Source organism: Streptomyces sp. NPDC021212, assembly GCF_044332925.1.
Lineage (GTDB): Bacteria > Actinomycetota > Actinomycetes > Streptomycetales > Streptomycetaceae > Streptomyces.
The window spans coordinates 368,716-395,376 of the sequence record NZ_JBIRPZ010000010.1 but is presented as its reverse complement, the minus strand read 5'-3'; the positions used below and the strand labels follow the sequence as shown (position 1 = coordinate 395,376).

The window sequence follows — 26,661 nt, the reverse complement described above, 5'->3', positions numbered from 1 at the left end:
GGTACGGAGGCTGGAGGCGCGAGATGGCAGGAACCCGGCGGCATGGTGCGGGGCGCGGCAGGCCCACCCTCGAGGAGGTCGCGGCCCGCGCCGGCGTCGGCCGCGGCACCGTCTCCCGGGTGATCAACGGCTCGCCGAGGGTCAGCGACCGCACCCGTACGGCCGTCGAGCAGGCCGTCGCCGAACTCGGCTACGTGCCCAACCGGGTGGCCCGCGCGCTGGCCGCCAACCGGGCCGACGCCGTCGCGCTGGTCATACCCGAGCCCGAGACCCGGCTGTTCGCCGAGCCGTACTTCTCGGACATCATCCGCGGCGTCGGCGCCGAGCTGGCCGACACCGATCTGCAGCTGCTGCTGACCCTCATCCGCACGCCCAAGGAGCGGCAGCGCTTCGCCGATTACCTCTCCGCGCACCGGGTCGACGGCGTCCTGCTGGTGTCCGTCCACGCGGACGACCCGCTTCCGGACCTGCTGGAGCGGATCGAGATGCCCGCGGTGCTCAGCGGGCGCCGCTCGGCGCACGAGTCGGTGCCGTACGTCGACTCGGACAACACCGGCGGCGCGCAGTCCGCCGTGGAGCACCTCATCGGGCGTGGCCGCACGACCGTCGCCACCATCACCGGACCGCTGGACATGTACGTCGCCCAGTGCCGCCTGGACGGCTACCGCGCCGCGGTCCGGGCGGCGGGCCGCGAGCCGGAGCCCGAGCTGGTGGCGTCCGCCGACTTCACCGAGGAGGGCGGCCGCCGCGCCATGCGGCAACTGCTGGAGCTGCGCCCCCACCTCGACGCGGTGTTCGCGGCCTCGGACGTGATGGCCGCGGGCGCCCGGCAGGTGCTGCGCGAGTCCGGGCGGCGGGTCCCGGAGGACGTCGCGCTGGTCGGCTTCGAGGACTCCGCCGTCGCCCGCCACATGGACCCGCCGCTCACCAGCGTCCGGCAGGCGACCGAGGAGATGGGCCGGGCGATGGTGCGAGTGCTGCTGGAGGAGATCGAAGGCTCCTCGGAACGCCCCGTCAAGCGCCCCCAGGTGGTGCTGCCGACGCAGTTGGTGCGGCGCGGGTCTTCCTGAACAGATAAGGGCCCCGCGCACGTCCATGACGTGGCGGGGCCGACGGGACGGACTACAGCGCCGGGTAGGCGTTCCTCAGCAGCTCCTGGAACTGGGCCGAGAACCAGTGGCCCGACAGCGGCGCGTTCGCGAGCGCGCCGGACATGTTGTAGCCGTTGCGCGCGTTGCCCGTGTAGGTCGGGTCGCACATGCGGTCGAAGCCCTTGCCCTCGTCGTTGGGGACCTGGGAGCTGGCGCCGTCGGACTCGCCCGGGGGCTTCATCCACACGTACGCGTCGATCCCGGCGGCGGGCGACGCCTTGGGCCGTTCACCGAGCCCGGCCCCGGACTGGTTGCACCAGTTGCCGATGTGGATCCGGCGGTCGTAGCGACCGCCGTTGACGTACGTGTCGACATCGGACGTGGCGCCGGGGCCGGACGGGCGGGCGCTGCCGCCCCAGCCGTTGCGGGAGGTGTCGATGAGCGCGCCGATGTTGGAGGGGAAGCCGACGTTCACCAGTTCCTGGCGGAATCCCTGGGCGAAGGACAGCTCGTCGACGTAGCGGTTCCAGTCCACCCACTTGGACTGGCGGACCGTGGTCCCGTTGACGGTGTCGTTGATGGTGAAGTTGTTTTCCTTCAGGGCGCTGTAGTTGGCGGTGTTGACAATGATTCCGCTCACCTTGTCGACCGTGCTGCCCTCGGCGGTCGCGGCCTGCTTGATGATCTGGGCGGTGGGGTTGAAATTGCTGTCCCAGCCGATCCAGCCGTGGTGGCCGGCGTCCACGTAGTTGTAGACGTTGCCGACGGAGCCCAGCTTGTTGAGCGCGTAGCCGACGCCCTTCACATAGTTGCCGTTGGCCTTCATGGTGTCGCACTGCGGTGTGGCCGTTGCGCTGCCACTGGTGTTGGTGACCAGATTGGGCAGCGAGTCGAGCTCGACCGTGGTGACGATCCGCAGGTTGGAGTTGGCGTACTTCGACTCACCCAGGATCGATGCGATCGGGTCGATGAACTGCGTCTTGTACTTGTCGATCTCGGTCGGGCCGAGTTCGCCGTTGGACGCGAGCGCCGAGCAGTCGCGGCCGGGCAGGTCGTAGATGACGAGCTGGACCACGGTCGGCGAGCCGCCCGACTGGGACAGGGCGCGGTCCAGGTGGGCGCGCAGCCCCATCTTCCCGCTCGCTCCGTTGATCGCGGCGATCCGGTCCAGCCAGATGCCGGTGGGCTGATTGGAGACCTTGGAGCCGCCGGGCTCGGCGGCTGCGTTGGCGGACCATTCCGGGTTCACGTACACCTTGGCGCCCGCGTACGGGTTGTCGACCTTGGCGGCGGCCTTGGCGGCCCCGTCGGCCTGGGCCGACGCGGTGCCCGCGAGCGAGCCGACGGTCAGGGCGGTGGCGGCCAGCAGCGCGCCGCCCGCGAACGCGGCCGCGCGAGAGCGGGGGTGGGGGCGGGTGCGGGGCCTGTGGGCGGGTGGGGGAGGTGAGGCGATGCGGCTCATGACAGTCCTTTCAGGTGAACGCTGAGTCCGATGCCGAAGGGGGTCGGGGTGCCGGTGAAATCGCTGATGAGGGAGGGCCCAGCGGCCGCCGGGCGGCCCCGTTCTCGTCCACGAACGCGTTGCCCGAGACGCGCGGCTTCGGCGAGGTGTCGCCCTGACCCGGCGGGGGATCGGTCGGATCGGTGGGGTCCGTCGGATCCGTCGGGCCGGAGCCGCCGTCGCACGCCACGCCGTTGAGCCTGTACCCGGACGCCGCCGGGTTGGGCCCGGGGACGTTGCCCTGGAAGCCGGTATCCCACCGGTTCGTGGTGTACGCCACGGTGCACGCCGCGGCGGATGCGCTGGGCACCGCGGGCACCGCAGCGGCAGTGCCCGTCATGCCCGCGACGGTGGGCGACGCGGCGACCGCCAAGGCGTAAAGGCGCGGTGGTGCTCGCATGGAGCGACTCCTCGGGTCCACGCGCCGTCCCGTGCGGCGCTGACTGCTGGAACCGCTCCCACTGGTTGAGCAGACCGTAGCGCCAGAGGCGTACATGTCAACAGAGGCGTTCACAGATTTATCGGTCGAAGACGTTCGACCGGCCCGTTTTGTTCAAAGACTTGACACTTCTTCAGAGGGAACGGACGCTTGGGAGCGCTCCCACTGGTTCGCACACCCCCCTCATTTCCGGACCCGCGTGGAGGACCCCCATGCGCGTACAGCGAGGCTCACCCTTGTCAGGAGCGCGTCGGCGGATGAGGCGGCTGGTGATCGCGCTGGCCGCAGCCCTCTCGCTGCCCGTGGCCATGACCGCCGCCGGTGGGGCCGCCCCCGCCCACGCCGAGGCCGCCGCCGTGCAGTGCAACGTCGACTACAAGACCAACGACTGGGGCTCCGGCTTCACCGCCGATCTCACCATCTCCAACCCCGGCACCGAGGCCATCAACGGCTGGACCCTGACCTACGACTACGCGGGCAACCAGAAGCTCGGCAACGGCTGGAACGGCACCTGGTCGCAGTCCGGCAAGACCGTCACCGTCAAGAACGCGGCCCACAACGCGACCATCGCGGCCGGCGGCAACGTCACCACCGGCGCCCAGTTCAGCTACAGCGGCACCAACGCCGCGCCCACCGCCTTCGCCGTCAACGGCGTCACCTGCCGCGGCGCCCACCAGCCGCCGATCACCGTCCTCACCAGCCCCTCCCCGGGGGCCGTCTACACGACGGGCGGCACCGTGCCGATGGCGGCCACCGCCGCGGCCGCCGACGGCGCGACCATCACCAAGGTCGAGTTCTACAGCGACACCAAGCTGCTGGGCACCGACACCACCTCCCCGTACAGCTTCGACTACGCGGACGTCCCGGCGGGCGACCTCTCGCTGTACGCCAAGGCCTACGACAGCCAGGGCGCGTCCGCCGAGTCCAGCCCCGTCGGCATCCATGTCGCGGCCGGTCCGGCGCTGGTGGCGAGCCCGACCCAGCTCGGCGTCGAGCAGGGCAAGACCGGCACCTTCGGCATCCGGCTGTCCACCAAACCGTCCGCCGACGTGACCGTCTCGGTGGCCCGCACCTCCGGCAACACCGGGCTGACCCTCTCCTCCGGCGGCAGCCTCACCTTCACCCCCACCAACTGGAACACCGCCCAGCAGGTAACCGTTGCCGCCTCGAACTCCGGCACCGGCTCCGCGACCTTCACCGCGACCGCCACCGGTCACACCAAGGCCGAGGTCACCGTCACCCAGCTGGCCGCCGCCAAGACGTACGACGCCCGCTTCCTGGAGCTCTACAACAAGATCACCGCACCCTCGGCGGGCTACTTCTCGCCCGAGGGCATCCCGTACCACTCCGTGGAGACCCTGATCGTCGAGGCCCCCGACCAGGGCCATGAGACGACGTCCGAGGCGTACAGCTATCTGATCTGGCTCCAGGCGATGTACGGCAAGGTCACCGGCGACTGGTCCAAGTTCAACTCCGCGTGGGACATCATGGAGAAGTACATGATCCCCACCCATGCCGACCAGCCCACGAACAGCTTCTACAACGCCTCCAAGCCCGCCACCTACGCGCCCGAGTGGGACCAGCCGTCGCAGTACCCGTCGAAGCTCGACGGCAACGTGCCGGTGGGCCAGGACCCCATCGCGGGCGAGCTGAAGAGCGCGTACGGCACCGACGACATCTACGGCATGCACTGGATCCAGGACGTCGACAACACCTACGGCTACGGCAACGCGCCCGGCAAGTGCGAGGCCGGGCCCTCCGACACCGGCCCGTCCTACGTCAACACCTTCCAGCGCGGTTCGCAGGAGTCCGTCTGGGAGACGGTGACCCAGCCGACCTGTGACGGCTTCAAGTACGGCGGCAAGAACGGCTATCTGGACCTGTTCACCGGCGACTCCTCCTACTCCAAGCAGTGGAAGTTCACCAACGCCCCCGACGCCGACGCCCGCGTCGTCCAGGCCGCCTACTGGGCCTCCGAGTGGGCCAAGGCGCAGGGCAAGGGCAGCCAGATCTCCGGGAACATCGCCAAGGCCGCCAAGATGGGCGACTATCTGCGCTACGCGATGTACGACAAGTACTTCAAGAAGGTCGGCAACTGCGTCGGCGAGACCACCTGCCCGGCGGGCAGCGGCAAGAACAGCTCCAGCTATCTGCTCTCCTGGTACTACGCCTGGGGCGGCGCCACCGACACCTCCGCGGGCTGGGCCTGGCGCATCGGCTCCTCGCACGCCCACGGCGGCTACCAGAACCCCATGGCGGCCTGGGCGCTGAGCAATTACGCCGACCTCAAGCCCAAGTCCGCGACCGGCGCGAGCGACTGGTCCACCAGCCTCAAGCGGCAGCTCGAGTTCTACCGGTGGCTCCAGTCCAGCGAGGGAGCCATCGCGGGCGGCGCCACCAACAGCTGGCAGGGCCGCTACGCCACCCCGCCCGCTGGGAAGTCCACCTTCTACGGCATGTACTACGACGAGGCGCCCGTCTACCACGACCCGCCGTCCAACCAGTGGTTCGGCTTCCAGGCGTGGTCCATGGAGCGCGTCGCCGAGTACTACAACCGCACCGGTGACGCCTCGGCCAAGGCCGTCCTCGACAAGTGGGTCACCTGGGCGCTGTCCAAGACCACCATCAACCCCGACGGCACCTATCAGTTCCCGTCCACCCTCCAGTGGTCCGGCCAGCCCGACACCTGGAACGCCTCCAGCCCCGGCGCCAACACGGGCCTGCACGTCACCGTCGCCGACTACACCAACGACGTGGGCGTGGCCGCCGCGTACGCCAAGACGCTGTCCTACTACGCGGCCAAGTCGGGCGATACCGCAGCCAAGAACACCGCCAAGGCGCTTCTCGACGGTATGTGGGACCACTACCAGGACGCGCTGGGCATCGCGGTTCCCGAGTCCCGCGCCGACTACGACCGCTTCGACGACCCGGTGTACGTCCCCAGCGGCTGGACCGGCACCATGCCCAACGGTGACAAGATCGACTCCAGTTCCACCTTCCTGTCGATCCGCTCCTTCTACAAGAACGATCCGGCCTGGTCCAAGGTCGAGGCGTACCTGAAGGGCGGCGCGGTGCCGAGCTTCACGTACCACCGCTTCTGGGCCCAGGCGGACATCGCCCTGGCGATGGGCTCGTACGCGGAACTCTTCGAGTAGCGACTACGGCGGAACAGCGACTACGGCGAACAGCGACGACTACGGCACCGTGGCGGGGCTCCCGGGGACGGGGGCCCCGCCATCGTGCCCGGCCAGCGCCGTCTCCAGCCGCTGGATGTGGCGGTGCTGCAGACGCGCGGTGCGCTGGAGCGACATGACCACCCGCAGGAACTGGTCCATGTCGGCGGCCCGGCTGAGGATGTCGTCGGGCACCCGGTCGTCGGCCAGGCACTCCCGCTCGTCCTGGGCGAGCAGGGCCTGGGCCCAGGCCCGGGTGACCGGCTTGAACATCCCGGGATGGTTGGCCACGATCCTGGCCCGGACGGCCAGGTCGTTCTCGGCCGCCTCCACATGCAGACCGTCGTCCTTGTTGCGCGCGCCGAACAGCGGCTCGTGGAGGTGATGGGCGGTGAAGCCGCGCTCGGCACAAGCGATCCAGAAGTCCCAGTCCTCCCCGGTACGCATGTCCTCGGCGTAGCCGCCCACCTCCTGCCATACCTCGCGGCGGTAGAGCGAGCAGTAGAACATGATCAGCTGCCGCAGCAGCAGGTCCCGGTCGTACGCGGGGAGTTCCAGCGCCTGCCCGCGCGGGTCGTCGTCGGTGAAGACGGAGACGTCGGTGGAGACGATGGCGATGCCCGGGTTCTCGTCCAGCACCGCGACCGTCCGCTCCAGCATGGTGGGGGCGATCACGTCGTCGGCGTCCAGCGGCAGGACATAGCGGCCGGTGGTGGCCGCGATGCCCGCGTTACGGGCGGCCGAGACACCGGCGCCCGCCTGCTCCAGCAGCCGGATGCGCCGCCCGGGGTGGCCGGCGATCAGCGACCTGGCCACCGCGGCGGTGTCATCGGTGCTGCCGTCGTCGACGACGACCAGCTCCCAGTCCGGATAAGTCTGGGCCAGGACGCTCTCCACCGCGTGCGGCAGATAGTGGCCGTAGTCGCGGCAGGGGATGACCACCGAGACCGCCGGGAGCGTGCCGCGCGCCTCGTACGAGGCCCCCGGGAGACCGGCTTCCCGGGGGCTGTGTTCCGGTCCGGTCGGTTCCGGGGTCATCGGAGTCCGTTGCCGGGGACGGCGTAGCCGTACGTGTTGCGGTAGGCCGCGTCGGCCTTCGAGGGCTGGGCGGAGGCGGCGATGTTGGCACACTGGGAGCCCGCCGCGAGGGGCGTGGTGAAGACGAGGTTTCCCGTGTTGGAGGGGCCCGCGGAGTCACACCGGTTCTGCTGCACCACACCGTGCGGATCGCCGAAGATCTGCGCGAAGTTGAGGCAGCTCGACCCCTGTACCGATCCGAGGGCGTCGCACGCGTTGCTCTGTCTGGCGGGAAGGTCCAGATCGAGGGCGGCGGCGTCGGCTCCGCCGAAGGCCACCGCCCCGGCCGCCGCCGTCACCAAGGCGGCCGTCTTTCCGATATTCATAGATTCTCCTCTTTGTTGTACCGCGGAACAATCCACGGATAATCGGCTAACGAGCGCTCCCGGCGCGGGCTTCGGAAGCGGCGGCACCTTCACCTGCCTGGCTCATGGAGCGCTCGCCCGGGTGGTGGGGGTGCACCACCTCCACCGCGGGCAGCGCCCAGCACTCGACGCCCATGTCCTGGGCCAGCGCGGCCAGTCCCTCGGTCTCGATCAGCCTGCGGTGGGGAACGGCCGGGAACACCAGGCCGTCGCGGTGCAGATCGGCGTGGACCAGGAGGGCCGTACCGCCGACCGCGTCGACGCGGACCCTCTCGTGGGCGCGCAGCTCGTCGAGATAGATCCGGCCGAACCCCTTCGGCGGCTGCAGGATGCCGTCCCGGAGCCACTGATCCCAGTTCAGCGTGTGGGCGTCGGGGCGCAGCACGAAGGTGTTGAGGTCGAAGCTGGGCCCGGCGGGCTCGGTGACGCAGTGCGGGACGACGATCTCCCGGCGGGCGCCCAGCAGGCGCTGGGCGAGGTCGATCGGGTAGTCGGTCACATCGACGTCGAGCCACAGCACCCACCGCTCGTCGGCGAGGGCGCGGGACAGCAGGTGGTTACGGGCCCTCGCCAGCACCGACCGCCGCTGCCGCTGGACGGCGGGCTCCCAGCGCGGCCCGGCCAGCTCCAGGCCGAAGTGGCGCCGTACGAGGGTGACGCGCCGGAACTCCGCCTCCAGCGCGGGCAGCGCGTCCTGGAGGGCCTCCCAGGTCCCGTCCCGGCTGTCGCCCTCCAGCAGGCCCACGGAGACCGCGTCGCGGGGGTAGTCGAGGGTGTGGAGGTTGTCGAGGTAGCGCGGCAGGAAGGCGGCGGCGTCCTTGACGGGGGTGAGGACGAGGAGCGGTGGGTGCCCGTCGGTGTCGGCGCGCACGTCCACGGGGGCGGGGCGTCTGGTGCGGGGGACGCGCCCGGCGGTGTCCGGGGCCGTGGCCCGCGCGGCGGCGGCCGTGTCCCGTGCGGCGGCGGCCGAGTTCTCGGCGGCGAGGACATCCGCCGGGGCGAGGGGCAGCCGTGCCGCCATCGCGTGCACGTGGTCCGTATAGGAGTCGCCCGTGGGCCACACCTGGGTGGCGGCGTCGAAGAGGCTCGCGAAGTGCGGCTCGTCGAACGTGTTGGCCTCGTGGATCACGTACGTGTACAGCTCCGGCGCGTCCAGGGCCACCGTCCGTCCGCCGCGCACCACGGCCTCCGCGACCGGGGAGTCCTCGCCGCTCCGACGGTGCGGATAGCGGGGGAGCGCGTCCTTCGCGCAGAGCATGGAGCTTTCCCACACGCGTACCCCGGAGAGCGCCAGCTTGCGGCGCGCGGGCCACCACAGCCGCTCACGGGCCAGGAAGCACGCCGTGGCGTCCAGTCCGAGGACCGCCGCCATCTGGATCTCCAGCCGCTCCGGGTCGTACAGGTCGTCGTCGTCCCACTGGCACACGTACGCCCCGGTGGCCAGGTCCACCGCGACGTTGCGCAGCTCGCCCAGCGTCCGCCCCTCCGGCGGCAGCCGGTGCAGGCGGATCCGCGGGTCGGCGAGGGCGCGTACGTGCTCCTTGAGGGAGTCGTCCGCGCCGTCGTCCACCACGACCAGTTCCGCGCGGGTGTAGGTCTGGGCGAGGAAGCACCGGATCGCCCGTTCGGCCAACGGCAGCCGGTCCTTGGTCACCATCAGACAGGACACCGTCGGCGCGGCCGACCCCGAGGCCCACCGCCGGCGCTGGGCGTCGAGATCGACCACACCGTGGGCGCAGGGGTGCAGCTCCTGGCTCGTCCAGAACCTGACCTTCCGGCCGGTCGAGGCCGCCGGTGGACCGGAGTCCTCACGCGCCCAACTGCACGACCAGTGGTGCATGGCGTGGGCGCGGTCCCGATCCACGTCCCGCTGCCCGAACAACTCCTCCGCGTGGGCGCTCAGCGTGGGGTACACGGTTTCCGCGCCCAGGATCGTGATCGAGCAGTCCGCCGGCGCGCTGTCGACCGCGCGCGTGAGCAGGAACGGGCCCGTCGCGTCCAGCGGGCCGGGCATGGCGTGGGCGCCCACGAGCTGCCGGTGCACATGCGGCCAGAACGGATGCCCCGGCCGCGACGCCATGAACGCGTTGCCGACGATGCGCGCCAGACCGCTGCGGCGGTTCCACGGCAGTCCGGCGTGTTCCTCCGGCTCGAGACCGAGGACGAGTTCCTTCCCGGCGAGAAGCCCGGTCACCGGGCGCAGACACTCGAAGTCCATGTCGACGTACAGCCCGCCGAAATGGTCGAGGAGGAAGTAGCGGATCGCGTCCGCCCGTTTGATCGGCTCGGGATAGCCGTCATAGATGGGCAGGAACCAGGCGTAGTGCTCTTCGAGGAACGCCCGGTTGTCGGCGTCCGTCCACAGCCGGTACTCCCAGTCGGGATGGTGCCGGCGCCAGGTCTCGGACCACGTCCGCCAGTCGGGCGGTACGTCCGTGTTCTTCCAGGTCTGGTGAATAAGGTGCGGAATTCCCTGCTTCTCAGGCATCCGCACAGTATGTCCGTGCGACCTGTCCATCGGACGGGGCGCGTCGGCGGGGCGTCACCCGCCCGGCCCAGCGCACGCGCCGGACCGGGCGGGAAGGCCCTGCTGGAGGCGGTCAGCCGAGGGAGGACAACGGCACCGAGAACAGCACCCGTTCGGGCACCACCCGGTCCTCCCAGCCGCTGGACGCCGGGTCCTGCCAGTCCCCGTTCGCGTCGGCGGCCCATTCGGTCACCGACCACACCGTCTTCGTCCGCCACCACAGCGACATGCCCTCGGAGTGCTTGGCCCAGCACGCGACGGCCGGGCTGCCCGAACAGCTCGTCCCCGTGGCCCCGTCCGTGTTCTGCCGCCACATGATGCCGTGCTGGCCGGGACCGCCGCGCGCGCTGGGCACGTACCAGGTGTTCTGGTACGACAACGTCCCCTGCACGCCGACCGCCTTGGTCTCGTACGCGTCCGCGGCCGCCGCCTTCTTCGCACCGTTCACCGCGAGCGGCATGTCGTTCGTCACCGGCGCGAGGTCGTAGCGGAACAGCCGCGCGGGCTGCGTACCGCCCGAGGAGAACCATTCGTTCGCGACGATGCGGTGCGGGCTGCTGGAGCGGTCCAGCGAGAGGGAGGCGAAGCAGGGGATGGCGTCGTCGTTCGCCGACGAGCACTTCCCGCCCAGGCTGTACGAGCCGATGGCGGGCATCACGTACTGGTAGCCGTGGGCCGAGTAGCCGCCGTCGACCTTGCCGATCGCGTGGTCGCTCTTCGTGGCCTGGAGGATGTGCTTCATCGAGAAGACGAAGAGCGCGTTGTTGTGCGCGTCGCCGTTGGACGCGGTGACGATCAGCTTGTCCCCGTACCAGACCATCCCACCCAGGTGCGAGCCCAGCTTGGCGAAGTTCGCGCCGCCCTCGGTCGGCACCGCGAGCAGCACCCAGCGGTACTTCAGGTTCGCCGGGTCATTGGCGTCGATGAACGCGACCCGGGCGAGCGCCTTGTCCTCGTCGGGCTCGGAGGGGTACTCGTCGTTGAGGTGGTCGTTGTGCGTCCAGCCGGACAGGATCACCTTGTTGGTGCCCCACACGCCGTCGTCGTCCGCGTCCCCGGACGAGGTGACGGACTGCGGAAGCCACTGCTGGGTCAGCGCGTCGCCGTCGTCGAAGCAGTACGCCGAGGCGGCCTTCGGCGTGATCGGCAGCGCGGCCTTCTCCGAGGCGCGGCACCCCGAGTCGGTCCTCGTCATGGGGTGGTTGGCGCTGCTCAGCACCGTGTCGACGCCGACGTTGGGCAGCCGCGAGTCCAGCTCGGCGATGGTGTCCGGTGACACCGTGTTCTCGGTGAGCGTCAGCTTCGCCAGCTCCGACGAGGTGGTGAGCCGCTTCAGCGCACCGGGGTTGTCGGCCACGGCGGCCTGCGACGCCGCGCCCGTGAACAGCGTCGCACCGGCCGCGACCACCGCCGCGACGGCGGCCGGCCAGGCCATCCGGCGGCGTAACGCGCCGCGCCGGGTCTTCTTCGATCGCCGCGATTCCCGAGATTCCCGCGATTCTCGCGATTCCCGCATGAGAGCCTCCCGTTCCGTATCAGGCCGAGGGCACCGCCCCCACCCGTGGACCTGATCTTCGGCCCTTTCCCGGCCGTACGGAAGATCCCTGTTCGCCCGGCAATCATCAGGCCGGGGCCTACGCGCGGTACACGCTGCGCACGTTGTCCTTCGGTCGCGGCTGGGTCTTACCCGAAGGCCCCGCCGCGAAGGCGCGCAGCAGGTTCTCGGTGGTGCGGGTGACGAACTCTCGCGTGCGGGAGTCCATGCCGTGGTCACGGCCGTTCTCCTGGGTCCCCGCCATCAGCGCCTCGACCCAGCGCATCGTCCCGCTCGCGAAGACGCCCGCCCCGCTCTCCACGGTGTAGTACGCGGAGTCGGAATGGCTGTGCCTGCCCCGGCAGACCAGCGGCGAGTGGGCGATGATCTCCAGCGGCTCGGGGGTGGGGTCGCCCGGGGTGACCCGGTCGTACTCCACTCCCACCAGATGATCGAAGGCGGTCCCGCGCTCCGCTCCCGTCCCCTTGAACAGCCAGTGGCCGCCGTCCAGGACGACATAGGGTGCGTCCGTCGGATAGCCCTCGTACATCACTCCGATCAGCGACGACTCGGGATCGGCCCCCGGGGGCAGCCGGAAGTCGGTGGTCGCCATGTCGCGGCGGTGGCCGACCAGATAGGGGTCGTCGCGGTAGGCGGTCTTGTAGCAGACCACCGTGCGCGCGGGCGCCCCGCCCGGCCCCGGTTCGAGCCTGATCCGGCGGAAGCAGGCGTTCGCGCCGAGGAAGGCCAGATTGGTCCCCGCGTCCCGCGCCCGCGTGACATGCGCCCGCTGCTCCGGCGTCCAGTACTCGTCATGGCCGAGCGAGAGCGCGGCCGTCGCGGCGTCGAGCACGGCCGGGTCCAGGGCGACATCCACCCCGGTGGTGTACGCGAGCGGAATGCCCAGCCGCTCGGCGAGCACCACCGCCGCCCGCTCGTACACGAGGAACTTTTCGGCCCCGTTGCCCGCGTACGGCCGGTCGAAGCTCACCGCCAGCGAACGCGTCCCGTACGCGCCGTCCTGCCCCTGGTAGAGGCTGAAACCTCCCCATGTGTTGTACGCCTGCCACGTCGCCGCCGCGTGCATCAGCAGCGTCCGGCCGCGCGCCCGGCGGGAGCGGACGACGATCGGCACGTACCGCTGATGGCCGTGGTCCGCGTCCAGCCGCAGCAGATACGCGCCCTCGGGCCAGCCGGTGGTGCCGATCGTGAGGGACCGCCGCCAGCCGGCCTCGACCGTACGGGTGCCGACGGTGACCTCCGGGGCGCCCTGCCGCTTCCCGTCGACCCGCCGCGAACGCCACACCAGCCGCGCCTGCGCCCCGCCGTACCAGCCGACCCGGTACGCCGAGACCCGGAAGCCGGGCGCCGTCGTCGACACGTACAGCCCGAACTCCTCGCCCGGCACCACGCTCACCCGGTCCGCGTACCCCTGGACGGCGTCGGCCGGCCCGAGGGACCGGATGCGCCAGTCCGGGCTGCCGGGCAGGGCCCGTTCTGCCGCCTCGCGCGCGCGGCGCGAGGCACGGGACCTGGGCGTCGGCCTGCCCTTCCGGTCCGCGTCACAGCCCGCCACCGTGGCCCCGGCGGCCCCGGCGGCGGCTCCGAGGAAGCGTCTGCGGTCCACGGCCCCATCGTCCGGCGCCCCCCACCGACCGGCGAGCCGGAGTCGCCCGTCCGGGGCCTCCGGGGTAGCGACGACGGTTCCCGGGCCGCAGCGTGGAGCCATGACCGAGAGCGAGAGCCCGCGCGTCACCCGGCCGACGATGGTGGTGCTCGGCGTCCAGCACGGCACTCCGCCCTACCGCCTGGTGGAGGTCGCGGGGGAGCTGGTCGGCAAGGCGCACTCGGTCCTGGACATCATCGGGATCGCCCGCCAGCTCGGCTTCGAGGACATCGACCTGGACGACCCGGACGTCGTCCGCTGGGTCGGCGGCGACAAGTTCACCTGGACCCCTTGGTGGCCCCGCCACCCACCGAAATCCGAGCCGCGCGCCTGAGCGGCCGCCGGGTTCGTCGTTGTACCGCCGTACTGGCTGCCAACTGCCGTTGCCGTCACGGCTCGTCGGCCCGTGTCTCCGCGATCATCTCGGCGACCTCCCGGACTTCCGGATCGGGGTCGGTCGCGAGCCGGTCGAGCAGCGCGTCGACTCCCGGTGTCGACCACCGCGCGACGGCCTCGGCCAGCGCCGTCCGTACGCTCCCGTCGGGATGCCCGGCCAGCCGCGCCAGCCGCTCCACGGGCCCCCGGCGGCGCAGCCCGAACCAGCGCAGCGCCGTACACAGCTCCTCCACACCGGCCGCCGCCTCGATCCGTTCCAGCAGTACCGGGACCGGGGGAGCCGGCCCGTCGAGGGGATGCGGTCGTCGCTCGCGGAGCCGCCGCGACCCGTACTCCCCGCGTACCCGGCAGCCGGCGCAGGTGCACGGGATCACGCCGTGCGAGCCGGGGAAGTAGCGCCACCCGGTCACCTGTCGGGCCGCCCGGACGCGGTGCACCTCGCGCCGGGTGACGGCGCGCGGCACGAACACCTCCCAGCCCCGGGGGTCGGTCAGCGCGGCCACTCGCCGGACCGCATCGCTCGCGGTCGTCTCAACGGGGACGCCGTTGTACGGGCCCACCGTGACCCGCTCGTCGTCCGGCAGCCGCAGGCTTGTCGCGACGAGGCCGCGCGGCCCCTCGCGCCGGGCGAGTTCGCGCAACCACTGGTGGGTGAGCGTGTACGACGACAGCACGGGGAAGCAGAAGACTCCCCGCCCGCCCCCGTGCCCGCGGCTGACGGCCCTGATCCCCGCGCGCCGGACGCGGGCCTCGTTCACGCCGGGTGTCAAGGTGCACGAACATCGCCATGGCGCCGATGCTAGACGGGCCCTCCGCCGCTCCCCACGGCTTTTCGGGGCGGGGCTCCACGAACTCCCTCCGGATCTCCGCCGGGGGCTCCGTACGGGCCGGACCCACGGCCCGGCAGGGCGACCGTAAGCAGCGCGCCGAGTGCCGCGACCGCCGCGAGGACGGCCAGGGCGGGGCCCATGGCGGAGGCGAAGGCCCCGCTCCCGCCGCCCGGCAGCCGCAGCAGCATCGTCGCGGCGGCCACCCCCAGCGTCGGCCCGATGTTCATCGCGGTCTGCTGGAGGCCGCCCGCCACCCCCGCGTGCTCCAGGGACGCGTGGTGCACGATGACGGCCGTCGCGGTGACCATCACGGTGCCGAAACCGGCCCCGATCGCGAAGAAGCAGCCGCCGATCTCCGGGGCGGTCGCGGCCCGGTCGAGCCGGGAGAAGAGCAGGATGCCGAGCGCGACGAGGACCATCCCCGCGCCCGCCGTACGCCGTGCCCCGTACCGGTGCTGGAGGACGGCCGCGACCGGCGCGCCCAGCACCATCGTCGCGGCCAGCGGCAGCACCCGCAGCCCGCTCTCCAACGGGTCCAGGGCGAGGACGTCCTGGAGGAAGTACGTGCCGACGAACAGCGTCCCGAACAGCGCCGCCGACGCCGTCAGCAGCATCCCGAGCGCCGAGGCCACCGTCGCCGAGCGGAGCACGCCGGGCGGCACCAGCGGGTTCGGCGTCCGGCGCCCGTGACGTACGAACGCGCCCCCGGCGGCCGCCGCGGCGAGGAACCCGAGCGCGGTGGCCGCCGGTCGGCCGGTCTCCGGAATCCCGGCGAGGGTATGGACCAGGCACACCAGGGCCAGCGCCAGCAGACAGGCGCCCGGCAGGTCGAGCGCCACGCCGCCGCGCGGCCCGTCCGCCGGGACGCGTACGACGAGCGCCAGCACGCCGACCACGACCGCGGGCGCCACGCCGAGGAAGAAGACCGACCGCCAGCCGAACTGCGCGGCGAGCGCCCCGCCCACGATCGGCCCGGCGGCGGCCGCCACCCCGATGGCGCTGGTGCGCAGCGCGATCGGCATCCCGAGCCGGTCGCGCGGGTACGCGGCGCGCAGCATCCCGAGGGTGGCCGGCTGGAGCAGCGCGCCGAACACGCCCTGCGCGACCCGCAGCCCGATCACCCAGCCGATGCCGGGCGCCACCCCGATCCCCGCCGAGGCGGCGGCGAAGCCGAGCGTGCCGACCGCGAACACCCGGCGGTGGCCATACCGGTCGCCGAGGCGCCCGGCGAACACCAGCAGGCCGGCGACGGCGATGAGATAGCCCGTGCTGGTCCACTGGACCTGCACGAACGAGGCGTGCAGATCGCGCTGCAGGGCGGGCTGGACGACGGTCAGCACGGTGCCGTCGAGGGCGACGATCGCGGCGCCGGTGACGCTGCCGACGAGGGTGAGCCGCTGCCGCGACGTCGTCGTCATGCCGCCCCCAGGTGGGCGTCCATCGCCGCCCGCAGCAGCGGCTCGACGTCCTCGGAGCCGGTCGCGAGCCGGAGGCTGCCCCACTCCCGCAGCTGTGCGATGCCGTGCAGATTGGCCCACAGGGCCCCCGCGACGACGCCCGCCTCGGCGGCTTCCAGGGCCCGTACGCGTCGGACCAGCCCCACCAGCACCTCGAACAACGGCAGGCTGGACTCCCGCAGTCCCAACCGGTTGCTCTCCAGCAGGTCGTGACGGAACATCAGCTCGAACATGCCACGGTTGGCCCGCGCGAACTCCAGATAGACCCGGCCCAGCGCCATCAACTGTTCCCGGGGCCCCAACTCCCCGTCCCCGACCGCCGCCCCGGCCTCCCGGGCCAGCGCCTCGAAGCCGCGCCGTGCGATGGCCGACAGCAGCGACAGATGCGTCGGGAAGTAGCGCCGCGGGGCCCCGTGCGAGACCCCGGCCTGCCGCGCGATCTCGCGCAGCGTCAGGGCCGATACGCCCTCGCGGCCCACCAACTCGACGCCCACATCGACCAGTCGGGCCCGTAGGCCCGTGTCCTCGTCACTCATGGACAGTGTCTACCACTCGACAGTAGACACTGTCTACTGTCAACCATGGGTTGACATGAGGGGGGTGTCAACCCATAGTTGACACATGACGAACTCAGACCCGAAGCCCACCGGCACGACGCACCCCGTGCGCCTCGACGACCTGATCGAGGCCATCAAGAAGGTCCACACGGACGCCCTCGAACAGCTCACCGACGCCGTCCTCGCCGCCGATCACCTCGGCGAGGTGGCCGATCACCTCATCGGGCACTTCGTCGACCAGGCCCGCCGCTCGGGCGCCTCCTGGACCGACATCGGCAAGTGCATGGGAGTCACGCGGCAGGCGGCCCAGAAGCGCTTCGTCCCCAAGGGTGCCGCCGCCCAGGACCTCGACCCCGGCCAGGGCTTCTCCCGCTACACCCCGCGCGCCCGGAACGTCGTGGTCTCCGCCCAGAACGAGGCCCGCGCCGCCACCAACGCCGAGATCCTCCCCGCCCACCTCGTCCTCGGCCTGCTGGCCGAGCCCGAGGGCCTGGCCGCCAAGGCGATCCTCGCCCAGGACGTCCTCCTGGACTCCGTCCGCCAGGCCGCCACCGCCGCCCTCCCGCCCGCCGCCGACGACATGCCCGCACTCGTCCCCTTCGACGCGGGCGCCAAGAAGGTCCTCGAACTCACCTTCCGCGAGGCCCTGCGCCTGGGCCACAACTACATCGGCACCGAGCACATCCTGCTCGCCCTCCTCGAGCACGAGGACGGCTCGGGCGTGCTCGCGGACCTCGGCATCGACAAGGCCGGTGTCGAGGCGTCCGTGGCCCGGATGCTGGAGCAGATCCAGGCGAACTGAGCCACCGGGACCGGAGCGGCCTGCTGGATCTGCCCTGGGTCTGCCCGCTGAACGGGTCGTACGGGCGGCGTAGCGCGAGAGGTACGCACATACGCCCGAAGCGTCGGACTTATGATCCAACGCGTGGACATCCCCGACAGACTCATCTCCCTCCAGCAGGCCGCCGACGCCGAGCACGCCAAACTGGCCGGACTCGCGGACGCCGAACGCGAGACCCAGTGGAAGCACTGGTACGACGCCGCGGTCACCGTGCAGACCGCCGTCACCGAGCACGCCAAGGAAGCGGGCCTCAGCCGGGTCGCGCTGGAGTCCGCCGTGAAGAAGGCCGTACGACATCCGGCCCCGGCCGACGGCTGAGCCCGCGGACTCCGCGGCCCGGGGAGTGTGAGGTGCGCGACGCCGTCGCGTGTTCCCTCCCCGGACCGGCTGAGCGACGATGAGGACGGCGTCCCGGCCCCCGGCCGGGCGCCGCTCCCCGTGCCCGCTCCCCGGAGAGGACGCCCGCCGCACATGCGTCTCCTGCTCGTCCGCCATGGCCAGACCACCTCCAACGTCCGCCACGCCCTCGACACCGACATGCCGGGTGCCGAACTCACCGCGCTCGGGCAGCAGCAGGCGGAGAGGCTGGTGGAACGTCTCGCGGCCGAGCGGATCGACGCCCTGTACGCGTCCCCCCTCCGCCGCGCCCAGCAGACGGCGGCCCCCCTCGCCCGCGAGCGGGGCCTCGATGTCGTCGTCCGCGAGGGCGTGCGCGAACTGATCGCCGGCGACCTGGAGATGCGCGAGGACACCGAGTCCGTCCAGCTCTACCTCAAGACGGTCATGGCCTGGGCCGCGGGCCAGACGGACCTGCGGATGCCGGGAGGCCAGACGGGCGAGGAGGCCCTGGCCCGCTACGACGAGGTGATCGAGGAGATCGCCGCTTCGGGCGCGGAGCACGTCACCGTCGTCAGCCATGGCGCGTCCATCCGCACCTGGACCGCCGTCCGAGCCCACAACATCGACCCCGCCTATGCCGCCCGGAACCCCCTGGAGAACACCCAGACCATCACCCTGGACGGCGACCCCCGGCGAGGCTGGACCGTCACCCACTGGGGCACCGAGCCGGTCTGATCGCGGCAGGCAGGCAGGCAGGCACGGACTGTGTCAATCGCGCGGGCCTGGGCACACAAGGGTGGTCCCGAGGGGGAACCTCCGGAGGAGGACCACCGTGATCAAGAAACTCCACGACATGGGCCTGCGCAGCGAGCACGCCTACACCGCCGCCGTCGTCTCCATCGGACTGTCCGTGCTGACCTGGGCCGCCTCGCTGCGTGCCGAGCCCGGACGGGGCCTCGACCGGGCCGACCGGTGGGGAATCTTCGTCGGAGAGTGGGCGCCCACTTTCTTCGGCCTCGGTATCGCGCTGTCCCACTACGAGCAGGAAGAAGGCTCGCTGATGGGTGAGGCACACGCCGACGGGGAGCGGAAACGGCAGATGGCAGGTAGCGCGTAAGCACGGGCACGATGAAGGGCCGACCTGCTTCCGCAGGTCGGCCCTTCATCGTTCAGGGTGAGTAACGGGACTTGAACCCGCGACATCCTGGACCACAACCAGGTGCTCTACCATCTGAGCTATACCCACCACGACCGGCGTTCTTCGCACCGGCCGAGAAAAACTATACAGGGTCGGCGGGGGTGCTCGCTCCCGGCTTGTGGTGCGTGCCGGGAGCGAGTCGTCACGGCTGCCGGGCGGGCAGGACGTGGCGGGCCGCGATGGACTTCGCCGTGTCCGAGTCCGGGCCGGGCTGCGGGACGAAGACGGCCTCCCGGTAGTAGCGCAGTTCGGCGATCGACTCGTGGATGTCGGCGAGTGCGCGGTGGTTGCCGTTCTTCTTCGGGCTGTTGAAGTAGGCCCGCGGGTACCAGCGGCGGGCCAGCTCCTTGATCGACGAGACGTCGACGATCCGGTAGTGGAGGTACGCCTCGAGCGTCGGCATGTCGCGCAGGAGGAAACCGCGGTCGGTGGAGACCGAGTTTCCGCACAGCGGGGCCTTGCCGGCGTCCGGGACCTGCTCGCGGATGTACGCCAGGACCTGCGCCTCGGCATCCGCGAGCGTGGTCCCGCCGTCCAGCTCCGCGAGCAGTCCGGAGGCCGTGTGCATCTCCCGCACCACCTCGGGCATGGTGGTCAACGCCTCGGCGGGTGGCCGGACAACGATGTCCACTCCGTCGCCCAGAATGTTCAGCTCGGAGTCCGTGACCAGCGCGGCCACCTCGATGAGCGCGTCGTCCGACAGCGAGAGCCCGGTCATCTCGCAGTCGATCCACACCATGCGATCGTTCATACGTCTCACCCTACGGGGCGTTCCCGCTGGCCGGGCAGGGTCGGACGGCCCGGAGCGCGACCCGTGGCCTGCTCGGGCAGGCGGGGGGCGTACGCATCGGATTCCGGTTTGCCCGGTTCCGTACCGCCCGGTGGATGCGGCGAGTGCGGAGGGTGATGGTGGTGGCTCGTATGCGTGACGGGTCCGCCGGGCCGGCGCAGCGGCATGGCGTGCTCACCGGGGCGCTGTTCGAGCATCTCGGCGCGGTCGCCGCCGCCGAGCCGTTCGGCCCGCTCCATCCGGTCCAGCCGGTCCGGGCCGCGGTCCGGGGCGCCGCCCTGGGGCCTGCGGGCCCGGTACGCGGCCCGGTAGGCGGCCGGGGAGGACCCCAGCTGCCGCCGGAAGTGCCCGCGCAGCGCGACCGGGGACCGGAAGCCGCAGCGCCCGGCGACCTCGTCGACCGAGTAGTCGGAGGTCTCCAGGAGCCGCTGGGCCTGGAGCACCCGCTGGGTGATCAACCACTGGAGTGGAGCGCTCCCAGTGAGCGACCTGAACCGGCGGTCGAACGTGCGCCGGCTCATATAGGCGCGGGCGGCCAGGGCCTCGACGTCGAACTGCTCGTGCAGGTGCTCGAGCGCCCACGCCACGACCTCGGCGAGCGGATCCGCGCCGATCTCCTCTGGTAACGACCTGTCCAAGTAGCGCTCCTGCCCTCCACTGCGGCGCGGCGGTACGACGAGCCGGCGGGCCAGGGCCCCCGCGGCGTCCGCGCCGTGGTCGGTGCGCACGATGTGCAGGCACAGGTCGATCCCGGCGGCGGTGCCCGCCGAGGTCAGTACGTCGCCGTCGTCCACGAACAGCTCGCGCGGATCCACGTGGACGGATGGGTAGCGCTTGGCCAGCGTCGGCGCGTACATCCAGTGCGTGGTCGCCGGGCGGCCGTCGAGCAGCCCCGCGGCGGCCAGTACGAAGGCCCCGGTGCACAGGCCCACGATGCGCGCGCCCTCCTCGTGCGCGCGCCGCAGCGCGTCGAGCGCGGCGGCCGGTGGCGGCTGGGTGATCGACCGCCAGGCCGGTACGACGACGGTGCCGGCCCGGGACAGCGCCTCCAGGCCGTATGGTGCGGTCAGTTCCAGTCCGCCAGTCGTTCGCAGTGGCACATCTTCGCCCGCGCACACCAGCAATCGGTACCGAGGGACTCCGGCGTCCTGCCGGTCGATACCGAAGACGGAGAGCGGGATGGAGCTTTCGAAGATCGGTCCGCCGCTGAACAGCAGCACCGCGACGATTTCTCGTCGCCGGCGTCCGGAGAGCTTGCGCGAGGTCTCCGGTACGGTCGTCGTGGAGTCCTGGCTCATGGCTCTAAGCCCCCCTCGGTGGTCGCGTCCTCTCGGTCCTGCACGTTTCCCCTCGGTCCTGAACGGTTCCCCCGCCGGTCATGGCCAAGATCGAATCTACTGTGTCGCGTGTGGTCGCCGTGACCAGTTCACCACCCGCCACTATGTCGACATGACAACTTGGCGCGAAGCATTCGATCACGAAGCGTTGCACTCGTAGCCCTCGCTGTGAAGTGGGCCTCCAGCTGACGCCCACTTCCCGTAGGGGGTACGGGCCGCTCGTACCCCTTTCCACGCTGGCAGGAAGGGGGTTGAGCATGGCGTTTGCCAAGGGAAGAACTGGGATGCGAAGTTGGCTGAAAACCAGCGGGCGCAGACGTGCGGACGGGTACTTCGACCGGCGTACGACCGGCTCATCCCGCAGGGCGGTTGTGTGTACGGAGTACGACGTGGCGCGCTTCGGGCGTCGTCGGGAACCGTTTCCGGGCCTTGCCGGGTCGCGCCGTCGGCCCGGGGACGGCGTCAGCTCCGCCGGCCGCCCCGGTGCGTCCCGATCCCGGTGCGTCCGTGCCGCCCGCGGTGCGGGCTCGCCGCGCCGCCGCCCAGCCGGGCGATGGCGCGTTCGTAGTAGCGCAGAAGGGAGTGGCTGGCGGCGGTCACGGCGGCGAGGCCCACGGCGGCGCCCGCCGCGCCGCTCGGCGGTGATCCACAGAGGAGGAGGACGGCGGGGACCACGGCGCAGCCGAAGGCGGACCAGCGGATGACCTCGTTCACCGGGTCGCAGCCGGGGCCACTGGGGCCGGGGCCGCCTCGGGGGTCGCCCAGGGTGCCACCGCGAGGGCGGCCGGGGGTGCCGCGGCGGAGGCCGTCGTGGAGGTGCCCCGGGCCGTCGCCGGGCGGGGCGCCGGGGGCGTCGTACTCACGGATGCCTGACACGGTGGCGGCTCCTCTCGCGCGGTGGACAGATGGTGGACGGATGAGGGGAAAGCGGGTCGGCGGACGGTGGAAGAGCGGTGGAACGGGGCTCCGGCACGGGTCGGGACCGGCCTCCGGGAGGGTCCGTGGGGAGATGGTGGCGGCGGCCGGTACGGGCCGTCCGGTCTGTTCCGTACGGAGGTGATCGCTCCGCGGCTACTACAACGCCCGGCCCGCCGACAGGTCACTGCGGGGCGACCGCACGGCGTACGCGAGGGGTCGGCGCGGTCCGAGTCGGGACCACTTGGGGCATTGCGTTACGGGCCGCCCTCCGGCATGCTCCGGGGAACGCTTCGGCCGCTCCGCTGCCGGGGCAACCTCTGGGCGGGCTAGGAATGACGCCGTACCCTAGGGGGTAAGGGCTTGGAAAGATGAATCCCGGACGGATTTTCTTCGTTCGATACTCGTCTCAAGCTCTAGCGGAGCTCTAGTCCCCCGCCAACTTCAACCTGAGTCCCCGCCGTATTCCTCCGCACGAGGACACCCTTCGCCGAGACACCGATGGCCGGTCACGAAATCCCCGAACCCGCGGACCGCAAGCGGGTCGCCGATCACCTGGCGCACCCCCAAGCGGCGGAAGAAACACGTCATTCCTGCGATCCAGCCTTCCAGCACGGCGTCGTGGTCGGATTCGACGGTTCCACATCGAGCGAGCGCGCCCTCGCGTACGCCATCGGCATGGCCCGGCGTTCCGGCTCAGGTCTGATCATCGTCCATGTGGCCAACCGGCTGCCGACGACCGTCTGGGCGGGCTGTGAGCCCCCCGTCTTCGTCGACGTTCCCGATCACCGCACCGAGGTGCTGGGCCTCGAGCTGGCCTGTGCCGATCACCTCACCGAGGTGCCGTGGATCCTCGTCGAGCGGGGCGGCGACATCTGTCATGAGCTGGAGGAGGTCGGCCGGGAGTACGCGGCCGACGCCATCGTGGTCGGCTCCACGCACGGGCTGGTGGGGCGGATCTTCGGCTCCGTCGCGGGGCGCCTCGCGCGGCGCGCGCAGCGGCCCGTCATCGTCGTCCCCTGAGCCCGGACCCGGCCAAGGCCGGGTCTTGGCCTGGCCATCGAGCCCCGAGCTTTTCTCCAGCCGTCCCGCGCTGAAACCTCCGTTCGGGCACCGCTGTGGGCGGACGTTCAGAACTGGACAGCCTCAACTCCCTTTTCCCGCAGCCGAGATGGACCCAAGACCATCTTGACACCTGCGAAAACTACCCGTGCGTAGAGGTGGATTGGGCACGTGTGCGGGGCATAAACCGTTCGGCGTGGCGCCGGGCGGGAAGTGACGGTTCTCGCGCGGTGGCCAGCGCCGGCGTAAGGGCGACGCCGGCCCAGGGGCGGCCCCCGCGTGCGTGGTGGCGCACGCGGGGGACCGCCGGGCCCAAGGTCACTCCACGGTCACCGACTTCGCCAGGTTGCGCGGCTTGTCGATGTCCCGGCCGAGCGCCAGCGCCGTGTGGTACGCCAGCAGTTGCAGCGGGATGCCCATCAGGATCGGGTCCAGCTCGACCTCGTTGCGCGGTACCACGATCGTGTGGTCCGCCTTCTCCTGCCGCTGGTGCGCGACGGCCAGGATCCGGCCGCTGCGGGCCTTGATCTCCTCCAGCGTCGCGCGGTTCTTCTCCAGCAGATCGTCGTCCGGGAGAACCGCGACGGTGGGCACCTCGGGCTCGATGAGCGCGAGCGGCCCGTGCTTCAGCTCGGAGGCCGGGTACGCCTCGGCGTGGACGTAGGAGACCTCCTTCAGCTTCAGGGACGCCTCGCGCGCCACCGGGTAGCCGCGCACCCGCCCGACGAACATCATGCTCTTTGCATTCGCGTATTCCGCGGCGAGCTTCTTGATCTCTTCCTCGCCGCGCAGCACCTCCGCGATCTGCTCGGGCAGCTTGCGCAGCCCCGCGATGATCCGCTTGCCGTCGGCGACCGAAAGGTCGCGGATACGGCCCAGGTGGAGGGCGAGCAGCGCGAAGGCGACGGCGGTGTTGGTGAAGCACTTGGTGGAGACGACGCACACCTCCGGACCGGCGTGGACGTACACGCCGCCGTCCGTCTCGCGGGCGATCGCGCTGCCCACGACGTTGACGACGCCCAGCACCCGCGCGCCCTTGCGCTTCAGCTCCTGGACGGCGGCCAGCGTGTCGTACGTCTCGCCGGACTGGCTGACCGCGATGTAGAGGGTGTCCGGGTCCACGACCGGGTTGCGGTAGCGGAACTCGCTCGCGGGCTCGGCGTCCGCGGGGATCCGGGCCAGCTCCTCGATCAGCTGCGCGCCGATCAGACCCGTGTGGTACGCCGAACCGCAGCCGAGGATCTTCACCCGGCGGACGCCGCGCGCCTCGCGCGCGTCCAGGTTCAGCCCGCCCAGCCGGACGGTGGAGAAGCGGTCGTCGATCCGGCCGCGCAGCACCCGGTCCACGGCGTCGACCTGCTCGTGGATCTCCTTGTGCATGTATGTGTCGTGGCCGCCCATGTCGTACGACTCGGCCTCCCACTCCACCGTCGTCGGCGCGGGGGCGGTGCGGCTGCCCTCGGTGGTGTAGGTGCGGTAGTCGTCGGCCTTGATGGTGGCCATCTCGCCGTCGTCCAGGGTGATCACCTGGCGGGTGTGGCTGACCAGCGCGGCGACGTCCGAGGCGACGAACATCTCCTTCTCGCCGATGCCCAGCACCACGGGGGAGCCGTTGCGGGCGACGACGATGCGGTCCGGGAAGTCCGCGTGCAGCACGGCGATGCCGTACGTGCCCTCGACCAGGGCGAGCGCGTGGCGGACCTTCTCCTCCAGGGTGGCCGCCTGCGAGCGGCCGATGAGGTGGGTGAGGACCTCGGAGTCGGTGTCGGAGACCAGCTCCACACCGTCGGCGGCGAGCTTGGCGCGCAGGTCGGAGGCGTTGTCGATGATGCCGTTGTGGACGATCGCGACCTTGCCGTCCGCGTCCAGGTGCGGATGGGCGTTGACGTCATTGGGCGCGCCGTGGGTGGCCCAGCGGGTGTGCGCGATGCCCGCGGTGCCCGCGAAGCGCTTGGGCAGCTTGGCTTCGAGGTCGCGGACCCGGCCCTTGGCCTTGGCGGTCTTCAGCCCGGCGGCGGACTGCCCGTTCTGTGCGCCCTTGCCCGGCTTGGCCTGGACGGCGATGCCCGCGGAGTCGTAGCCGCGGTACTCCAGCCTCTGCAGCCCCTCCAGCAGCAGCGGCGCCACGTCGCGTTTCCCGATGTACCCGACGATTCCGCACATGGTGTTCAGGCCCTCCCGATTGAATCGATCATGAATGCTCGCGCCCGTTTCGTGCCGGCGGTGGCGGCCGCCTGTCCGGGCGTGGTGGCGACGTCAGCCGTAGACGATGCGGCGCAGCTGGCGCAGCGAGAGTTCGGGCGGTGCCACCGCGCGGTACGGCAGCTCGGCCGTGATCCGCTCGAAGATGTCCGTGTTGGTCAGTCCGCCGGACTGCAGCTCACGGTGGCGTCGCCGGACGAACTCCTCCGTCGTCTCGTCGAAGTACGCCAGCACGTCCAGCACCACCCGGGCCGCCTCGCCGCGGCTGAGCGGCGTACTGCGGACCAGGTGGTCGATGAGGTCGTCGTGGGACATCCGGCGATCGAGCATCCGTAGATACTGAGGCCCCGAGGGGTGTTTCGCAAAATTTCTGCCCGATATCGGGCAGGCTCTGACCTTAATGGCGAGAAAACCGGCGGAGCACGGCCTGTTTGGCGGTGGTGAACTCCTCCTCGGTGAGGACCCCGCTCTGGTGAAGATCGCCGAGTGCGCGCAGGCGTCGCAGCAGGGCGTCGTGGTCCTCGTCACCCTCCTCGGGTTTCTGGAGCCCGCCGGGGGCCGTGTCCAGGGCCGGGGGCGCGTCCAGGGCCGGGGGCGCGTCGGCGGGCTCCGGCGGGGCGAACGGATGCGGCATCCGGGCCGTGACGGCGGCCGCGACCAGCGCCATCAGCGGATCCTTGCGGAAGCCGTACAGGACGACGGCGTGCGGGTCGTACTTGGGCGCGGCCGTCGCCGTCGCCTTGCCCACGGTGAAGCGGAGGAAGCCGTTCTCCAGCCCGGCGGCGGGGAACCACTCCACCGCCGCCAGGTCCGCCAGCGGGATGGTGCGGGGGCCGCCGGACTTCTTCGACTCCTCCGTCTTCCAGTTCCATTCCAGCCGGATCCGCTCACCGTCGAAGGACGCGGTGGCGTCACCCGCCGTCGCCGACACCGGCACCGGAGGACCGGGCAGCAGATAGCGGTCGCACGGGCCGGACGGCACCTGGTCGAGCAGCAGGGCCTGCCGGACCTCGTCGACCAGATACTCGGCGACGCCGGTGCGGTCCGGGTCGACCGACAGCTGATACGGATCGGCCGCGTCCGGCAGCTTGCCGCCCGTGGCCTGCGCCAACGGATCGGCACCCGCGCGCAACCGCAGCCGCAGCCGACCGGACTTGCGCCCCGGTTCGTACGCGACGCCCGCCAGCGCCTCCAGGGGCACCGTCAGCTCGCCGAGCGCCTGCCGCGCCAGGTGCACGTTCTTGTCGCGCCCGGGGACGATCCGTACCGACTCACCGTCAAAGGTCCAGGCGCCATCGCGCTGGGTGATTTCCGCCATGGGGTGAATTCTGACAGGCACACAGCGACACATTGGTCTACACCTT

The 26,661-nt window shown here is 71.3% G+C and carries 24 protein-coding genes and 1 tRNA gene; 9 read left to right on the top strand and 16 right to left on the bottom strand.

The annotated features are described in order from the left end of the window. The first annotated feature begins 23 nt into the window (after positions 1-23). Positions 24-1,070, top strand: coding sequence for a LacI family DNA-binding transcriptional regulator (locus tag ACH4SI_RS27660; protein ID WP_398300139.1), 1,047 nt, complete (start codon positions 24-26; stop codon positions 1,068-1,070). Positions 1,071-1,122: 52 nt separating this feature from the next. Here ACH4SI_RS27660 and ACH4SI_RS27655 read toward each other — a convergent pair whose 3' ends face one another. Beyond that, entirely contained in the window at positions 1,123-2,553 is a 1,431-nt protein-coding gene (locus ACH4SI_RS27655) for a glycoside hydrolase family 6 protein (protein WP_398300137.1), read from the bottom strand. 182 nt (positions 2,554-2,735) lie between these two features. Between ACH4SI_RS27655 and ACH4SI_RS27650 the strand changes: the two genes are divergently transcribed. Both ACH4SI_RS27650 and ACH4SI_RS27645 read left to right on the top strand, forming a co-directional pair. After that, on the top strand, positions 2,736-2,972 hold the full coding sequence (locus tag ACH4SI_RS27650; protein WP_398300135.1) for a hypothetical protein: 237 nt from the start codon (positions 2,736-2,738) through the stop codon (positions 2,970-2,972). Between the two features lie 316 nt (positions 2,973-3,288). Further along, positions 3,289-6,186, top strand: coding sequence for a glycoside hydrolase family 48 protein (locus ACH4SI_RS27645; RefSeq protein WP_398300133.1), 2,898 nt, complete (start codon positions 3,289-3,291; stop codon positions 6,184-6,186). Positions 6,187-6,225: 39 nt separating this feature from the next. Here the strand turns inward: ACH4SI_RS27645 and ACH4SI_RS27640 are convergent, their stop codons facing one another. The 5 genes from ACH4SI_RS27640 to ACH4SI_RS27620 form a co-directional block, all read right to left on the bottom strand. After that, positions 6,226-7,242, bottom strand: a complete 1,017-nt coding sequence (locus tag ACH4SI_RS27640) for a glycosyltransferase family 2 protein (protein WP_398300131.1) — start codon at positions 7,240-7,242, stop codon at positions 6,226-6,228. Next, entirely contained in the window at positions 7,239-7,607 is a 369-nt protein-coding gene (locus ACH4SI_RS27635; RefSeq protein ID WP_398300129.1) for a hypothetical protein, read from the bottom strand. Before ACH4SI_RS27635 ends, ACH4SI_RS27640 begins: the two co-directional genes overlap by 4 nt. 46 nt (positions 7,608-7,653) lie before the next feature. Beyond that, complete coding sequence (locus tag ACH4SI_RS27630) at positions 7,654-10,134, bottom strand: glycosyltransferase (RefSeq protein WP_398300127.1); 2,481 nt, start codon at positions 10,132-10,134, stop codon at positions 7,654-7,656. Positions 10,135-10,246: 112 nt separating this feature from the next. After that, positions 10,247-11,608: a hypothetical protein gene (locus tag ACH4SI_RS27625; RefSeq protein WP_398300125.1), complete on the bottom strand. Its 1,362-nt coding sequence runs from the start codon at positions 11,606-11,608 to the stop codon at positions 10,247-10,249. A 199-nt stretch (positions 11,609-11,807) separates the two neighbouring features. After that, complete coding sequence (locus tag ACH4SI_RS27620; RefSeq protein ID WP_398300123.1) at positions 11,808-13,334, bottom strand: N,N-dimethylformamidase beta subunit family domain-containing protein; 1,527 nt, start codon at positions 13,332-13,334, stop codon at positions 11,808-11,810. 100 nt (positions 13,335-13,434) lie between these two features. Between ACH4SI_RS27620 and ACH4SI_RS27615 the strand changes: the two genes are divergently transcribed. After that, a complete protein-coding gene (locus tag ACH4SI_RS27615) occupies positions 13,435-13,707 on the top strand; it encodes a hypothetical protein (RefSeq protein ID WP_398300121.1) in 273 nt (90 codons plus the stop codon). 55 nt (positions 13,708-13,762) lie between these two features. On the opposite strand, the gene ACH4SI_RS27610 is transcribed toward ACH4SI_RS27615, so the two are convergent. The 3 genes from ACH4SI_RS27610 to ACH4SI_RS27600 are packed head-to-tail and all read right to left on the bottom strand — an operon-like array spanning position 13,763 to position 16,592. After that, the gene (locus ACH4SI_RS27610) at positions 13,763-14,527 is read right to left on the bottom strand and encodes a HEAT repeat domain-containing protein (protein WP_398300119.1); all 765 of its coding nucleotides are present in this window, start codon (positions 14,525-14,527) and stop codon (positions 13,763-13,765) included. A 41-nt stretch (positions 14,528-14,568) separates the two neighbouring features. Further along, positions 14,569-16,017: an MFS transporter gene (locus tag ACH4SI_RS27605; RefSeq protein ID WP_398300117.1), complete on the bottom strand. Its 1,449-nt coding sequence runs from the start codon at positions 16,015-16,017 to the stop codon at positions 14,569-14,571. Continuing rightward, positions 16,014-16,592 (bottom strand): TetR/AcrR family transcriptional regulator, encoded by a 579-nt coding sequence (locus ACH4SI_RS27600; protein WP_398300115.1) that lies wholly within the window; start codon positions 16,590-16,592, stop codon positions 16,014-16,016. Before ACH4SI_RS27600 ends, ACH4SI_RS27605 begins: the two co-directional genes overlap by 4 nt. 85 nt (positions 16,593-16,677) lie before the next feature. Here ACH4SI_RS27600 and ACH4SI_RS27595 point away from each other — a divergent pair, with 85 nt between their 5' ends. The 4 genes from ACH4SI_RS27595 (at position 16,678) to ACH4SI_RS27580 (ending at position 18,910) form a co-directional block, all read left to right on the top strand. After that, positions 16,678-17,415 carry a Clp protease N-terminal domain-containing protein gene (locus ACH4SI_RS27595; protein WP_398300113.1) on the top strand — a complete coding sequence of 246 codons (738 nt, stop codon included), beginning with the start codon at positions 16,678-16,680 and terminating at the stop codon, positions 17,413-17,415. 123 nt (positions 17,416-17,538) lie between these two features. Beyond that, on the top strand, positions 17,539-17,772 hold the full coding sequence (locus ACH4SI_RS27590; protein ID WP_398300111.1) for a hypothetical protein: 234 nt from the start codon (positions 17,539-17,541) through the stop codon (positions 17,770-17,772). Positions 17,773-17,925: 153 nt separating this feature from the next. Continuing rightward, positions 17,926-18,528 carry a histidine phosphatase family protein gene (locus ACH4SI_RS27585; RefSeq protein ID WP_398300109.1) on the top strand — a complete coding sequence of 201 codons (603 nt, stop codon included), beginning with the start codon at positions 17,926-17,928 and terminating at the stop codon, positions 18,526-18,528. Between the two features lie 97 nt (positions 18,529-18,625). Then, on the top strand, positions 18,626-18,910 hold the full coding sequence (locus tag ACH4SI_RS27580) for a hypothetical protein (protein ID WP_398300107.1): 285 nt from the start codon (positions 18,626-18,628) through the stop codon (positions 18,908-18,910). Positions 18,911-18,966: 56 nt separating this feature from the next. Here ACH4SI_RS27580 and ACH4SI_RS27575 read toward each other — a convergent pair. The 4 genes from ACH4SI_RS27575 to ACH4SI_RS27560 form a co-directional block, all read right to left on the bottom strand. Then, a tRNA-His gene (locus tag ACH4SI_RS27575) sits at positions 18,967-19,039 on the bottom strand. Between the two features lie 94 nt (positions 19,040-19,133). After that, positions 19,134-19,742, bottom strand: coding sequence for an oligoribonuclease (gene orn / locus ACH4SI_RS27570; RefSeq protein ID WP_398300105.1), 609 nt, complete (start codon positions 19,740-19,742; stop codon positions 19,134-19,136). Positions 19,743-19,747: 5 nt separating this feature from the next. After that, positions 19,748-21,079: a helix-turn-helix domain-containing protein gene (locus ACH4SI_RS27565; protein ID WP_398300103.1), complete on the bottom strand. Its 1,332-nt coding sequence runs from the start codon at positions 21,077-21,079 to the stop codon at positions 19,748-19,750. A 501-nt stretch (positions 21,080-21,580) separates the two neighbouring features. Next, positions 21,581-21,994, bottom strand: a complete 414-nt coding sequence (locus ACH4SI_RS27560; RefSeq protein WP_398300101.1) for a hypothetical protein — start codon at positions 21,992-21,994, stop codon at positions 21,581-21,583. Positions 21,995-22,534: 540 nt separating this feature from the next. On the opposite strand from ACH4SI_RS27560, the gene ACH4SI_RS27555 reads away from it, so the two are divergent. Beyond that, positions 22,535-23,056, top strand: a complete 522-nt coding sequence (locus ACH4SI_RS27555; protein ID WP_398300099.1) for a universal stress protein — start codon at positions 22,535-22,537, stop codon at positions 23,054-23,056. 357 nt (positions 23,057-23,413) lie between these two features. On the opposite strand, the gene glmS is transcribed toward ACH4SI_RS27555, so the two are convergent. From glmS to ACH4SI_RS27540, 3 genes are all read right to left on the bottom strand, one after another. Next, entirely contained in the window at positions 23,414-25,258 is a 1,845-nt protein-coding gene (gene glmS / locus ACH4SI_RS27550) for a glutamine--fructose-6-phosphate transaminase (isomerizing) (RefSeq protein WP_398300097.1), read from the bottom strand. Between the two features lie 93 nt (positions 25,259-25,351). Next, positions 25,352-25,627 carry a hypothetical protein gene (locus tag ACH4SI_RS27545; RefSeq protein ID WP_398300095.1) on the bottom strand — a complete coding sequence of 92 codons (276 nt, stop codon included), beginning with the start codon at positions 25,625-25,627 and terminating at the stop codon, positions 25,352-25,354. A gap of 67 nt (positions 25,628-25,694) precedes the next feature. Beyond that, entirely contained in the window at positions 25,695-26,615 is a 921-nt protein-coding gene (locus ACH4SI_RS27540) for a DUF4429 domain-containing protein (protein WP_398300093.1), read from the bottom strand. Positions 26,616-26,661 lie beyond the last annotated feature (46 nt).